Raw genomic sequence first — 13,083 nt, forward strand, 5'->3', positions numbered from 1 at the left:
ACTGTGCAAGTGGCTATGAAATGTATAGCAAAAAATGGCGAGCCACGTGTGCCAAGGTACGTACGTGATGTGTGCGGGCTAGCCTTTAATCTCGGCCAATGTCTTTTCGAGTTGTGCTGCGTCAATGGCGCCTGGAACACGTGTGCCATTGGTGAAGAGCAAGGTCGGCGTGCCGTTGATTTTGCTTGCGCGGCCCGCTTCTACATTGCGGTTGAGTGCGCTGGTATCGCAGTTGGCAGGGGTGCTCGGCAGCGCTTGGTCACGCACCATCCAGTCTTGCCATGTTTGGGCACGGTCTTTGGCACACCAAATGGCCTTGGACTTCTCAACGGAGTCGGCTCCCAAGATAGGGTACAAAAACATGTAGAAAGTGACGTTGTCAACTTTTTGCATCTCGCGTTCAAAACGTTTGCAATAGCCGCAATTAGGGTCTTCAAACACGGCGATCTTACGTTTACCGTTGCCACGCACGATAGTGAAGGCATCTTTGAACGGAAGCTCATCAAACTTGATGGCCGTGAGCTTGTCTACGCGCTCTTCGGTCAGGTTGCGGCGCTTTTTGGTGTCAATCAAGCTGCCGTGAATCAAGAAGTCTCCCTGCGCGTCGGTGTAATAGACATCACTGCCGTTGACGGTGATTTCATACAAACCTGGCATGGCAGATTTGCGCACATCTTCAATGTCTTTGAGTTGGGGCACGCGCTGTGCAATATTTTTGCGGATCACTGCTTCTTGGCCGATAGCACTTCCTAAAGTGACTAGCAGGGAGAGGCTGAGCAAGATACGGTACATAAGGTTCATGGTGGGTTTACGTTTTAGTCAAATAGTATTCGCCGCGCCCATTGCGCGTTGAGCAATCCAGTGCTTGAGAGGGCCACTGCGTTCAAACTGGTTCATGCCCCAATTCCGCAAGGTTTGCAATCCGGGGTGGGCGTGAAAAAATAGTTGTTGCAAGGTGTCGCCTGCTTGGTTCACTAAGGCAAAGTCGGCACGCCGCGCACGTTCGTAAGCCCTCAACAGCTTAGGGTCTCCGACGGTGCGCCAATACGCACGACCATCTAAGACCCGGCTCAACTCGGCGACATCTCCTAGACCTAAATTCAAGCCTTGCCCTGCTAAAGGATGCACCGTATGGGCCGCATCTCCCGCCAAAACCCAGGCACCTGCAGCGCTTTGTCCACACCAGCGCTTTGCTAAAGCTTGCTGTAAAGGCCAGCTGGAGCGCGGACTGCTGAGTTGCAAGGACCCCAGGGCGTTGTGGCTGGCAGATTGCAGCGCCGTACAAAACTCTTCGGCACTGGCACCTAGCAGCTGCTGGGCACGTTCAGGTGAGATGGACCACACAATCGCGCATAAGTTCCCTTGTGCGCCACCTAGTGGCAAAAAGGCCAATACTTCGCCTTCATGGAACCACTGCCTGGCGGTTTGGGCGTGGGGCTGGGTGCACTCTACGCGCGCAGCTACTGCGCACTGTGCATAAGGTAGCGTTGTGAACTCCACGCCCAGTTCCACCCGGGTTTGGCTGGCTTTGCCTTCGCAGATGACGGTAAGGGCCGCTGGAGGCGGTACGTCGCACACTTCAATGAGGGGTTGGAACCGAACTGCTTCTTCTAGGCGCGTCTCAAGTGCAGGCACGTCGACAATCCAGTTCAAGGCACTCACCCCTTGGCTTGCTGCTGAAAATGAGACATGGCCACCTTGGTCACCATGGACCTGCATGGCTAGGACGGGCGTGGCATGCACGTCGTCTGGCCAACAGCGTATACCTTCCAGCAGATTGCGCGCAGCTTGGTTCAGTGCATAGGCTCGCACGTCAGAAGCGGGCGAAGCCTCGGGGGCCGTGCGGGGCAAAACGGTGAGTGCCACCCGCAACCGTTTGCCGGCCAAGTGCAAAGCTAAAGTGCGACCGACAATGCCAGCGCCGCGAATACAGATGTCAAAGGGTTTTGCCATGGCGAGATTGTAGGAGGCCATGCCCAGCGTGCGGGGCCGGTCGGGTTATCCCGGCAATTGCTGTGTCATTGCGTGGGATGGTTGCACGGTTGTCGCTAGGAAGCTTGCGGTTCGCTCTGCATCAAACCCCGAGTCCGACCTGTCAGACGCAGGCATTGTGTCGAAGTGCTCTAAAAACCGAATCGGGCGGCGCGACTTGGGAGCAATATCAGCGAGTAAGTCACTGAGCAAGCCCATCACCGTGTCGGGGTTGGGAACAGATTCATTGAGCATGACGCAGGCAATGTGAAATTGCAAAGACACTTCTGGTTTGAGCTGCGGTAAGGGTATGAGCCCGGACGCTATGAGGCTGACCATGCGTTCGCTGAGGGCCTGGCGGGTGCTTACCCCTTCCAGCACCATGCCAAAGCGAGCTGCGGAGACGCGTCCGGCGGGGTCTACATCACGCAGCACCCTGTGTAGCTTCACCACAGCCCGCAAGAGGCATTGCTCAGCTACAGCCTCACCATACAGTTGTTTCAAACGACCATGGTTGACGACTTCGACCAGCACGATGGCGGCAGGTTCTTGGTCGCGCTGCGCACGCTTGATGGCGCGCTGCACCAGGTTTAGGAATACCGGTTTCACAAGCAGCCCGGTCAATGCGTCTTGTGTGCCAAGGGCATTGACGCGGTCTTCGGCCTCGTGCCGAGCACGTGCGCGCAGGTGCAGGGCATGCAACATCAATGGCACCGATACGCCAATGGCCAGCACTACACCGTGCAGCACTTGCCACCACGGGGGAAGCAGGCCAAACCCTTGGGCAGCAACCACCATCACCCCCACGCTCTGTGGCCCGTAGGCGAACAAAAGCCATTTGCCCACCACGTCACCCCGTCGCCATGCCAGCAGTGGCGCGGCAATGACAACCACACCGGCCACCGCATAGTAGATGTTGAAGAAGGCGCTAGCCGTGGTGCGGTCCAGCATGGCGCATAGCATCAGCAAGGGGAGGCAAAGCCAGCCATACCATTGCAAGGCGTGGGAGAAGCGCGGAAAGCTCATGTGCAGTGCGCACACATGGCGGGTAAACAAAACGGTGGCGCCCGCGCCCACAATGGGAATTGCTGAGTACGCAAAGTTCGTCCACACAGGAGAATCCGGCCATACAAATGCACCAGCAAAACCGGTGATGGCACACACCACGCATGCACTAATGGTGATGTACGCAATGTAATAGGCCTCAATGGCGTTCTTGGATGTCGCATACTGAATGCAGCAATTGCCCAAGACCATGAGCAGGGTCCCTAGGACCACACCAATGAGCACGAATTCAATTTGCCGTTGGCTCTCTCTGGCTTCTGCAGTTTGGAGCTTTAAGGGCACCGCAACTGCCTTGTAGTTGCGTACTTTGATAAACACCTCCACCACCTCTGTGCTCGCTAGTTGCAGCTCGAACTCTGGGTAAAGGCCTGGGCGTGCCCACCGACTGACCGCCGTCACGTCCCCGGCTGCATGGCCAATCCACTGGCCCTTTGCGTCCTTCTGAAACAGCGTGACGCTGTCAATGTAGGGCAGTGGCACATGCAGCGTCCAACTCGATGGTGACGGGGATGTGCGCTGAAGTTGGAGTCGTAACCACAACGTGTTTGCTTCTGTCAGTGCGAAAGCCTGGTCACTGGGGGCCATGCTGAATCGGCTGGGCAGGGCCACAATGGTCTCAATAGGGCTACCTGCACCCGCTTCCAGGTACAACGCAATGTGGTGAGCCGGCTGTATGGTTCCGTGGCGGGCATCCAGAACCAAGGGTTCGAGTGCGCCCCGACTGTCTGAATCCTCGGCTGCGTGGCTGTGCAGGGAACATAGTGCAATCACTACAACCATGCAGCACCTGAGCCATGACATGCTCTTCCACGCTTTCATGGCGCGAGTTCTTCGGCCTGCAAAATGCCCGCTTGGGTAGGGACCGCTTCTAGGAAACGAATGGGCCTATGGGTGTGTGGTGACATGTCATCCAGCACTTCTTCCAACTCACCCAATGCGCTTTCGGGTGGCACCGGGTTTTCATGCAAAAGCACACAGGCCACGTGAAACTGCAAAGTGACTGGCGGCGTCAAACCCGGAAGTGGAATCAAGCCAGAAGCTATGAGCTGCACCATGCGCTCCGTCAGTACTTGGCGTGTGGGAACGCTTTCAAGTAACAAGGCAAATTGGGCGGTATCAACGCGCCCCGCCGGATCTACGTCACGCAGCACACGGTGCAGCTTGACGACCGCGCGCAGCAGACTTTGCTCTGCCACGGGGTCGCCTAAGGTGTTACGAATATGCTCGTGGTTGACCACGCGCACCATGACCAATGCAATGGGCTCTCGGCTTTCGATGGCGCGCGAGTACGCTTCTTGCAAGTGGGTAGAAAACTTTTCTAAGGTCAGCAAGCCTGTCAAAGCATCTTGGGTGGGCAAATGCTCAGCGCGGTTTTTGACTTCAGCCCGGTCGTGCGTGAGCTTGCTTAAGGCATAGACCAAAGAGGGGACCGACAAAGCGACAGCAAACGCGGTGTAGTAGCGAGCTTCCCATAAGGTCGGCACCAGCCCCAGGGTTTGCAAAACGAGGCGAATAACGCCCAAGTATTGGGGAACATAGGCCAGGAGCATCCACGCCCAAATGGGCGAACCTCCGCGCCACGACAACACAGCCGCTGCCAGCCCAACGGTGGAAGCAAAAAAGATGATGGCGCTACCAATGCTGTCCGCCGTCACGCGGTCCAGCACCAAGAAGCTGGCAATCCAAGCCAGCGTGCCCCAACCGGTTGCCGCCAAAAATGCGTCGTATCGGTGGTACTGCGTGGAGAGCGCATACAAGTCCCGCACAAACAGCAAAGAGACTCCCACTGCGAACAGCGGCAAAATGCTGGACGCATAATTTCCCAACTGTGGCAGGCTAGACCATAGCGTGGCACTGTTAATGCCACTGAACTGTGCGACGCTCAGCAAAATCAAAAGGCCATAGACACTGGCCCGCAGGTCGGTCGGGTTGCGGTGCTCCTTGTACCGAATGAGCGACAGCGCAGCGACCGACAGCAGCCCCCCGACCATGAGCCCCATGAGCAGCGTCTCTACGAGCCTATGGAATTCACGCGTTTGCTTGTTGGCGATGCGTATCGGAATGTTCAAGCGATGGAAGTCGCGTATCTGTAAGTACACATCTTGAGCGCCGGCCGTGTTGAAGCTCAAATCAAAGTCTGCGTAAAAGCCCCTGCGCGCCCAGGCAGACTGCGGCCAGGTGTCACCTGCAGTTTGCACACTCCATTTGCCGGTGCCGCCCGCCTCCTTCTGAAATAGGCGCACGGAGTCAATGGCGGGTATGGGGACGTTCAAGGTCCACGCATCGGTGTTTCCTTCCACCCTGAGCACGCGCAGCTTGATCCACAAGGCGTTGTCTCCAGTGAGCTCCCTGCCCAAGCTCGCTGGCGCCGAATCAAACCGTGCGGGGTCAGACACGGCCTCTTCGATCGTGGCGATGCCTGTCGGGTCTATCCAGCTGCGCAACTCGGACTTCACATCAAAAGAAGGGTTGCTGTCGCTTAAAACGATATTGCGCATGGGCGCTGGTTCGGACGCCCATACTAAGCCGCTTGCGACGCACAGAAAGGCTAAGAACAGGCGGGTGAGCAGGTATGACATACACTTGGCACCCAGTTTTTAGGGGTTTTTATGAGCTTGAAGTGTGGCATTGTAGGCCTGCCCAATGTAGGAAAGTCGACCTTGTTCAACGCCTTGACCAAGGCAGGAATCGCAGCGGAGAACTATCCGTTTTGCACCATCGAACCCAATGTGGGTGTGGTGGAGCTGCCCGATCCGCGTTTGCAACAGTTGGCAAACATCATCTCGCCAGAGCGCATTGTGCCGGCCATCGTTGAGTTTGTGGATATTGCCGGTTTGGTGGCTGGCGCCAGTACGGGCGAGGGTTTGGGTAATAAATTTTTGGCCCATATCCGCGAAACAGACGCCACCGTGAACGTGGTGCGCTGCTTTGAAGACGACAACGTGATCCACGTGTCCGGCAAGGTTGATCCCATCTCGGACATTGAAGTCATTCAGACCGAGTTGTGTTTGGCAGATTTGGCCGCGGTTGAAAAAGCTTTGCATCGCGTGACCAAAACGGCGCGCTCGGGCGACAAGGAATCCGCAAAGTTGGTGGCCATTTTGGAAAAATGCCAATTGGCTTTGAACGAAGCCAAGCCCGTACGCACCTTGGACTTCAGCAAGGAAGAGTTGCCGCTGCTCAAGCAGTTTTTCTTGATCACCGCCAAGCCCGCCATGTTTGTGGCCAATGTGGCAGAAGATGGCTTTGAAAACAATCCGCTCTTAGATCGTCTCAAGGAATACGCTGCAGCGCAAAATGCGCCCGTGGTAGCCATCTGCGCCAAGATGGAAGCGGAGATGAGCGAGATGAGCGACGAAGATCGTCAGATGTTCTTGGAAGAGTTGGGCCAAGACGAACCAGGCCTGAACCGTTTGATCCGCGCCGCGTTCAAGCTGCTGGGCTTGCAAACCTACTTCACCGCAGGCGTGAAAGAAGTGCGCGCTTGGACCATCCATGTGGGCGACACCGGGCCACAAGCGGCGGGCGTGATTCACACCGACTTTGAAAAAGGCTACATCCGCGCCCAAACCATTGCGTTTGACGACTTCATTACCTACAAGGGTGAGCAAGGTGCCAAAGACGCGGGCAAGATGCGCGCCGAAGGAAAAGACTATGTGGTCAAAGACGGTGACGTGTTGAACTTCTTGTTTAGCTCATAAAGCCGGTTTATCGAGGCCAAATCGGCCTCTGTCGCTCATGGAATAAGCGCAAGCAGCTCTTAATTTGGTAGCAAATTGAGAGCTGTTTTTATTTGGGGCGCAGCTTATGTGGCTACCATAGCTTCCACAGTCCGGTGAGTGCCGCGGTCATCGTGAGGTAGCGCGCAAACTTGCCGATCGCCATGTAGACCACGCATGGCCAAAACGGCAGTTTGAGCCAGCCAGCCACTGCACACAGCGGGTCGCCCACTAAGGGGAGCCAGGCCAGCAAGCAGGCTTTGGGCCCCAGTTTTTCCAGCCAGTCCAAGGCGCGCAAATGCACCTGCGAATGGGCATACTTGTGGGTCAGGTGCCGCGCGCCAAACCCCATCCACCAATCCACCGCGCCGCCCAAGGTGTTGCCCACGGTGGCCACAGCAATCACGGGCCAAAACATGCTGGGGTTGAGTTGCACCAGCCCAAACACCACGGGCTCTGAGCCCAGCGGTAGCAAGGTGGCTGAGATAAAAGACACCACGAACACCGCGCCAAGGCTGTACTGGGGCAGGGCCAAGAGGGTAATCAGTTGCTGTATCCAGAGTTCCATGGTGGGCTCAGTATAGGAACATTGGGCTCGTCACTGGCGCGCGCTACAGCACCCCAAGGTTCAAAAACTAAGTCAGCCTGCAAACCTTAAGGGAAGCTAGGGTAAGTTCCCAATAAAGATTTTGGTTGCTGAAATATTGGGCAGCTACAATACCCCCGGCTTTCGCCACATCCCCCAACCCTCCCCGTTTTATTCACCGTTCAACGCATGTTCATTGGCCAGTTCGCTTTGGCGAATTCCCTATTTGTGGCTCCTATGGCAGGGGTGACAGACCGTCCGTTTCGCCAGTTGTGCAAGCGGCTGGGGGCTGGCTATGCAGTGAGCGAAATGGTCACCTCGCGCCCAGACTTGTGGGATTCGCTGAAGACCTCGCGCCGGGCCAACCATGAGGGTGAGCCCGGCCCGATTGCTGTGCAAATTGCAGGTACCGAGGCGCAAATGATGGCGGACGCAGCGCTGTACAACATTGACCGTGGTGCCCAGATCATCGACATCAACATGGGTTGCCCGGCCAAAAAGGTTTGCAACAAATGGGCAGGCTCTGCCTTGATGCAAGACGAAGATCTAGCCACCTCGATTGCCCAAGCCGTGGTTGAGGCCTGTGCCCCCCGCAACGTGCCAGTCACCCTCAAGATGCGCACCGGCTGGTGCCAAACCCATAAAAACGCCTTGACCCTGGCCCGCCGCTTTGAAGACGTGGGCATTCAGATGCTCACCGTGCATGGCCGCACCCGCGAGCAAGGCTACAAAGGCTATGCCGAATACGACACAGTGGCATCAGTGAAGGCAGCAGTGCGCATTCCTGTGGTCGCTAACGGCGACATCACCAGCCCCGAAAAGGCGCAAGAGGTGTTGCGCCTGACTGGCGCTGACGCGCTCATGATTGGCCGCGCCGCCCAAGGGCAGCCCTGGATATTCCGTGAGATTGCCCACTTTTTGGAGCATGGCACGCACCTGGCGCCACCGCTGGTGAGCGAGGTCAAGCGCTTGCTGGTGGAGCATTTGTACGACCACTACAGCCTGTATGGCGAGTTCATCGGTGTGCGCTCCGCGCGCAAACACATTGCTTGGTATGTGCACACCTTGCCGGGCGCGCAGGCTTTTCGGGCGCACATGAACACTTTGCAAGACAGTACGGCGCAAGTGCAAGCCGTAGAAGATTTTTTTGACGAGTTGAATCAAACCATGGACCGCATCCCCGCAAGGGCGAGCGCGGCAACGGATGTACAGGGAACCCAGAGTATGGAATTAGCGCTATGAGCACCAAACCATTAGACGAGAGCGTGCGCGCTAGTTTGCAAGCCTATTTTCAAGACCTCGACGGCATTGAGCCGCATGGCATGCACGACATGCTGGTGCGCGCTGTCGAAAAGCCCTTGTTGGAGGTCGTGATGGAGCAGGCTGCTAACAACCAATCTAAAGCCGCCCAATGGCTGGGGCTTAACCGCAATACGCTGCGTAAAAAGCTGCTTGAACACAAGCTAGCCGAGTAAGCCTGCACTCACTTTTTTAACTTTACCCACTCGCTTTATGACCGCCACCCAAACAGCACTCTTGTCTGTCTCTGACAAGACTGGCATCGTTGAACTCGCCCAAGCGCTACACGCCCAAGGCGTCAAGCTCCTGTCTACGGGAGGTACTGCCAAGCTGCTGGCCGACCAAGGTCTGCCCGTGACCGAAGTGGCGGAGATGACCGGTTTCCCCGAAATGCTGGATGGTCGTGTCAAGACGCTGCACCCCCGTGTACACGGTGGCTTGCTGGCGCGTCGCGACTTCCCGACCCACATGGCAGCGCTGGCCGAGCACCACATCAACACCATCGACTTTCTGGTGGTGAACCTGTACCCGTTTGAGGCGACGGTGGCCAAGGCCGGCTGCACGTTGGAAGATGCGATTGAGAACATCGACATTGGCGGCCCCGCCATGGTGCGCAGCGCTGCCAAGAACTGGAAAGATGTGGCCGTGCTGACCGACGCGGCCCAGTACGACACCGTGATCGCCGAACTGAAGGCCGCTGGCCGCGTGAGCGACAAGACCAAACTGGGTCTTTCGATTGCCGCGTTCAACCGCATCAGCCAGTACGACGGTGCCATCAGCGACTACCTGTCGGCCATCCAAATTGGCGACGAAGTTCCGGCAGGCGACAAAGCCCCGGTGCTGGATTTGTTCCCCGGCCAAAGCAATGGCCGCTTCGTGAAAGTGCAAGACCTGCGCTACGGCGAAAACAGCCACCAGCAAGCTGCCTTGTACCGCGACCTATTGCCTGCTCCCGGCTCGCTGGTCACCGCCAAGCAATTGCAGGGCAAGGAGCTGAGCTACAACAACATCGCCGATGCCGACGCGGCTTGGGAATGTGTGAAAAGCTTTGACACGCCTGCGTGTGTGATCGTCAAGCATGCCAACCCCTGCGGCGTGGCCGTGGGTGCAGATGCTCTGGAGGCCTATAGCAAGGCCTTCCAAACCGATCCTACCAGCGCGTTTGGCGGCATTATTGCCCTGAACACGCCACTGGATGAGCGTGGTGCGCTACAAATTTCGAAGCAGTTTGTGGAAGTGCTGATGGCCCCCAGCTTCACGCCCGCCGCGCTGGAAGTTTTCAAGAGCAAGGTCAATGTGCGTATTCTGCAAATTGACTTGCCCAAGGGTGGAGCGTCGGCATGGGATCAGGGCCGCAACCTGATGGACATGAAGCGCATCGGCTCTGGCATCTTGCTGCAAACGGCCGACAACCATGAGCTGGCGCTGAGCGATCTGAAGGTGGTGACCACCAAGCAACCTACTGCCGAAGAACTCAACGACCTGCTGTTCGCCTGGAAGGTGGCCAAGTACGTCAAGTCCAACGCCATCGTCTTTTGCAAGGGTGGCATGACCATGGGCGTGGGTGCTGGCCAGATGAGCCGCTTGGATTCCGCCCGTATTGCTTCTATCAAAGCTGGCCACGCCAACCTGTCTTTGGCAGGTACCGTGGTGGCGAGCGATGCGTTCTTCCCCTTCCGTGACGGCTTGGACGTGGTGGTGGACCACGGCGCGACCTGCGTCATACAGCCCGGTGGCTCCATGCGCGACCAAGAGGTCATTGACGCGGCCAACGCGCGTGGTGTGTCCATGGTGTTCAGCGGCGTGCGCCACTTCCGCCACTAAGCATGGCCGCAGCTATGAAAATTGTTTTGGCGTCCAACAACCAAGGCAAGTTGGCCGAGTTGCAAGCCATGTTTGCGGGCTTGGGCTGTACCTTGGTGCGTCAGGGCGATTTGGGCGTGCCTGAGTCGCCCGAGCCTTTTCGCACCTTTGTAGAGAACGCCTTGGCCAAGGCGCGCAATGCGGCGGCGCACACGGGTTTGCCAGCTTTGGCTGACGATGCCGGCTTGTGTGTCGACGCGTTTGGCGGCTTGCCGGGGGTCGATACCGCCTACTACGCCACGCAGTTTGGCTACGTCAAAAGTGACGACAACAATGTGCGCGCCATTCTGGAACAAATGCAGACCATCGATAACCGCCGAGCTGCCATGGTCAGCACGCTGGTGGCGGTGCGCTCTGCTGACGATCCTGAGCCCTTGATCGCCGTAGGCCGCGTGGTGGGCGAGATTGCCCGCGCGCCCGTGGGGAGCAACGGGTTTGGCTTTGACCCCGTGATGTGGTTGCCTGAGTTTGGCCAAACCTTTGCCCAGCTGCCCACTGAGGTGAAAAACGCCCACAGCCACCGGGGGCGCTCAGCGCAGGCCATGGCTGCTTTGATCCGTGAGCGTTGGTTGCCCGCAGCGGCTGGCGCATTGGCGTGATTCCTATCCTGCCCGCGAGCGAGGCGGCACAGGCAGTCGTGCCGCACGACATTCAGCACTACATGCGCCCTGGCACGCTGCAACTGGCGGCCTTGCCGCCTTTGTCTTTGTATGTGCATTTGCCTTGGTGCTTGAAGAAGTGCCCTTACTGCGACTTCAATTCGCATGAAATGGCTCCCGATGTGGTGCCGCAGCAGCGCTACATCGATGCGGTGATCGCAGATCTTGAAGCGGCACTGCCGCTGATCTGGGGGCGCACGGTGCACAGCATTTTTATTGGTGGGGGCACGCCCAGCTTGTTCTCGCCGGAGTCTATCGATCGCTTGCTGGGGGATATCCGTGCCCGCTTGCGCTTAGAGGCTAACTGCGAAATCACCATGGAGGCCAACCCCGGCACTTTTGAGAAAGATCGCTTCAAGGCGTTTCGCCATGCCGGGGTGACGCGTTTGTCCATCGGGGTGCAAAGCTTTAACGATGCGCACTTGCAGGCCTTGGGGCGCGTGCACAATCGTGCCCAGGCCTTGGCCGCGGTGGAAGAGGCGGCGCAGTCGTTTGACACCTTTAACCTGGACATCATGTACGCCCTGCCGGGCCAAAGCTTGGCGCAGGTAGAGCAAGACATGGCGCTGGCTTTGCAGTTTAAGCCGCCCCATATCTCGATCTACCACCTGACCATCGAGCCCAACACCTACTTCGCCAAATACCCGCCTGTCATTCCAGAAGACGACACGGCCTATGGCATGTTGGACCGCATCACCGAGCTGACCAGCCAAGCCGGCTTGGACCGCTATGAGGTGTCCGCCTATGCCCGTGATGGCCACCGGTGTTTTCATAACCTGAACTACTGGCAGTTTGGTGACTACCTAGGCATTGGCGCGGGGGCCCACAGCAAACTCAGCTTTGCCCACCGCGTGGTGCGCCAAGTGCGCTTGCGTGAACCCCGGCTCTACATGGACAGGGCGCTAGCCGGCAATGCCTTGGCCCAAGACGAAGAAGTGGCGCGTGCCGACTTGCCGTTTGAATACATGCTCAACGCCCTGCGTTTGCGCAATGGTTTTGGCTTGCGCGACTTTACCGAGCGCACGGGGCTTGCCATCACCGCCATAGAGGCTGCGCTCAGCGAGGCAGAGCGCAAAGGTTTGATTGAGCGTGACTTTGCACGCGTACGTCCCACGGTGCGGGGCTTTGATTTTTTGAGTGATTTACAAGCGCTTTTCCTCTCCCCAAACACCTAGCTGCGCACTATAGTGGCTCTCACGCGGGCACCCAAGGCTGCCGTGCGTGAAGGAGGGCAGTCATGTTTTCTGTGTATGGATTGGGTGGGCGCTTGTTTCATGGCCCGCTGGAAGACCTGTACCGGGTGGGTCCGCCACAGGCCTTGGCGCGCATGCACAGGGTGCAGCCCATTGGGCAAGATGCACAAGACCATGCGCCCTTTCAGAATCACTTGGCATCTCAAATGCCTAATCCCGAGCCCCACGATATCGCGCATCGCGTTGCGGTCTCCAGTTACCAACACGCGCACAACGAGTCACCGGCACGCCACCCTTTGTCGCAGGTGGCTGCCATCATGAGCCATGCACTGGTTACCGTGCAAGACGAGTACACAGTCGAGCAAGCGTGGTCAGTTTTGTCTGAGAAGGGCGTGGGGCAAGCGCCCGTGGTCAATGCGCAAGGCAGCTTGGTGGGCTTGCTCTCGCGTGCAGATTTGATGCGCCCTGAGCGCTTGCCCGGGCCACAAAGCCATGCCTTGGTGTGGCGTGCTTTGTTGTTGCAGGCGGTGAGCGAAGTTATGTGGACGCCTGTTCCCAGCGTGGTGCCAGATGCAGACATTCGCCGTGTGGCGCGCGTGCTGTTGAGCACGGGTTTGCCTGGCTTGCCGGTGGTCGATGCCGCGTCCGCCTTGGTCGGATTTGTGTCCCGCTCCGATATCTTGCGGGCAGTGGTGGCAGAGCCGCCGCTTGATTTGTGGACGTGACAA

General features: G+C 57.8%; 12 protein-coding genes. 7 read left to right on the top strand and 5 right to left on the bottom strand.

Annotated features, from left to right (window positions below):
• Positions 1-78: 78 nt before the first annotated feature.
• The 4 genes from EXZ61_RS05350 to EXZ61_RS05365 are packed head-to-tail and all read right to left on the bottom strand — an operon-like array spanning position 79 to position 5,534.
• The gene (locus tag EXZ61_RS05350; RefSeq protein WP_142809739.1) at positions 79-801 is read right to left on the bottom strand and encodes a DsbC family protein; all 723 of its coding nucleotides are present in this window, start codon (positions 799-801) and stop codon (positions 79-81) included.
• Between the two features lie 18 nt (positions 802-819).
• Positions 820-1,953 carry an FAD-dependent monooxygenase gene (locus tag EXZ61_RS05355; RefSeq protein WP_142809741.1) on the bottom strand — a complete coding sequence of 378 codons (1,134 nt, stop codon included), beginning with the start codon at positions 1,951-1,953 and terminating at the stop codon, positions 820-822.
• 45 nt (positions 1,954-1,998) lie between these two features.
• Positions 1,999-3,816: a sensor domain-containing diguanylate cyclase gene (locus EXZ61_RS05360; RefSeq protein ID WP_168224704.1), complete on the bottom strand. Its 1,818-nt coding sequence runs from the start codon at positions 3,814-3,816 to the stop codon at positions 1,999-2,001.
• Between the two features lie 35 nt (positions 3,817-3,851).
• The gene (locus EXZ61_RS05365) at positions 3,852-5,534 is read right to left on the bottom strand and encodes a sensor domain-containing diguanylate cyclase (protein ID WP_168224705.1); all 1,683 of its coding nucleotides are present in this window, start codon (positions 5,532-5,534) and stop codon (positions 3,852-3,854) included.
• 111 nt (positions 5,535-5,645) lie between these two features.
• Between EXZ61_RS05365 and ychF the strand changes: the two genes are divergently transcribed.
• The gene (gene ychF, locus EXZ61_RS05370) at positions 5,646-6,737 is read left to right on the top strand and encodes a redox-regulated ATPase YchF (protein ID WP_142809747.1); all 1,092 of its coding nucleotides are present in this window, start codon (positions 5,646-5,648) and stop codon (positions 6,735-6,737) included.
• Positions 6,738-6,849: 112 nt separating this feature from the next.
• Here the strand turns inward: ychF and EXZ61_RS05375 are convergent, their stop codons facing one another.
• The gene (locus EXZ61_RS05375; protein ID WP_142809749.1) at positions 6,850-7,323 is read right to left on the bottom strand and encodes a YqaA family protein; all 474 of its coding nucleotides are present in this window, start codon (positions 7,321-7,323) and stop codon (positions 6,850-6,852) included.
• A 207-nt stretch (positions 7,324-7,530) separates the two neighbouring features.
• Between EXZ61_RS05375 and dusB the strand changes: the two genes are divergently transcribed.
• The 6 genes from dusB (at position 7,531) to EXZ61_RS05405 (ending at position 13,080) form a co-directional block, all read left to right on the top strand.
• Positions 7,531-8,583 carry a tRNA dihydrouridine synthase DusB gene (gene dusB, locus EXZ61_RS05380; protein WP_142809751.1) on the top strand — a complete coding sequence of 351 codons (1,053 nt, stop codon included), beginning with the start codon at positions 7,531-7,533 and terminating at the stop codon, positions 8,581-8,583.
• Positions 8,580-8,816, top strand: a complete 237-nt coding sequence (locus EXZ61_RS05385) for a helix-turn-helix domain-containing protein (RefSeq protein WP_142809752.1) — start codon at positions 8,580-8,582, stop codon at positions 8,814-8,816. Before dusB ends, EXZ61_RS05385 begins: the two co-directional genes overlap by 4 nt.
• Positions 8,817-8,853: 37 nt before the next feature.
• On the top strand, positions 8,854-10,464 hold the full coding sequence (gene purH, locus EXZ61_RS05390) for a bifunctional phosphoribosylaminoimidazolecarboxamide formyltransferase/IMP cyclohydrolase (RefSeq protein WP_142809755.1): 1,611 nt from the start codon (positions 8,854-8,856) through the stop codon (positions 10,462-10,464).
• Between the two features lie 14 nt (positions 10,465-10,478).
• The gene (gene rdgB, locus EXZ61_RS05395; RefSeq protein WP_142809757.1) at positions 10,479-11,102 is read left to right on the top strand and encodes an RdgB/HAM1 family non-canonical purine NTP pyrophosphatase; all 624 of its coding nucleotides are present in this window, start codon (positions 10,479-10,481) and stop codon (positions 11,100-11,102) included.
• Complete coding sequence (gene hemW, locus EXZ61_RS05400) at positions 11,093-12,337, top strand: radical SAM family heme chaperone HemW (RefSeq protein WP_142814115.1); 1,245 nt, start codon at positions 11,093-11,095, stop codon at positions 12,335-12,337. The genes rdgB and hemW overlap by 10 nt, the downstream gene beginning before the upstream one ends.
• 62 nt (positions 12,338-12,399) lie before the next feature.
• Positions 12,400-13,080, top strand: a complete 681-nt coding sequence (locus tag EXZ61_RS05405; RefSeq protein ID WP_142809759.1) for a CBS domain-containing protein — start codon at positions 12,400-12,402, stop codon at positions 13,078-13,080.
• The last annotated feature ends 3 nt before the right edge of the window (positions 13,081-13,083 follow it).

The sequence above is a fragment of the Rhodoferax aquaticus genome (assembly GCF_006974105.1).
Taxonomy (GTDB): domain Bacteria; phylum Pseudomonadota; class Gammaproteobacteria; order Burkholderiales; family Burkholderiaceae_C; genus Allorhodoferax; species Allorhodoferax aquaticus_A.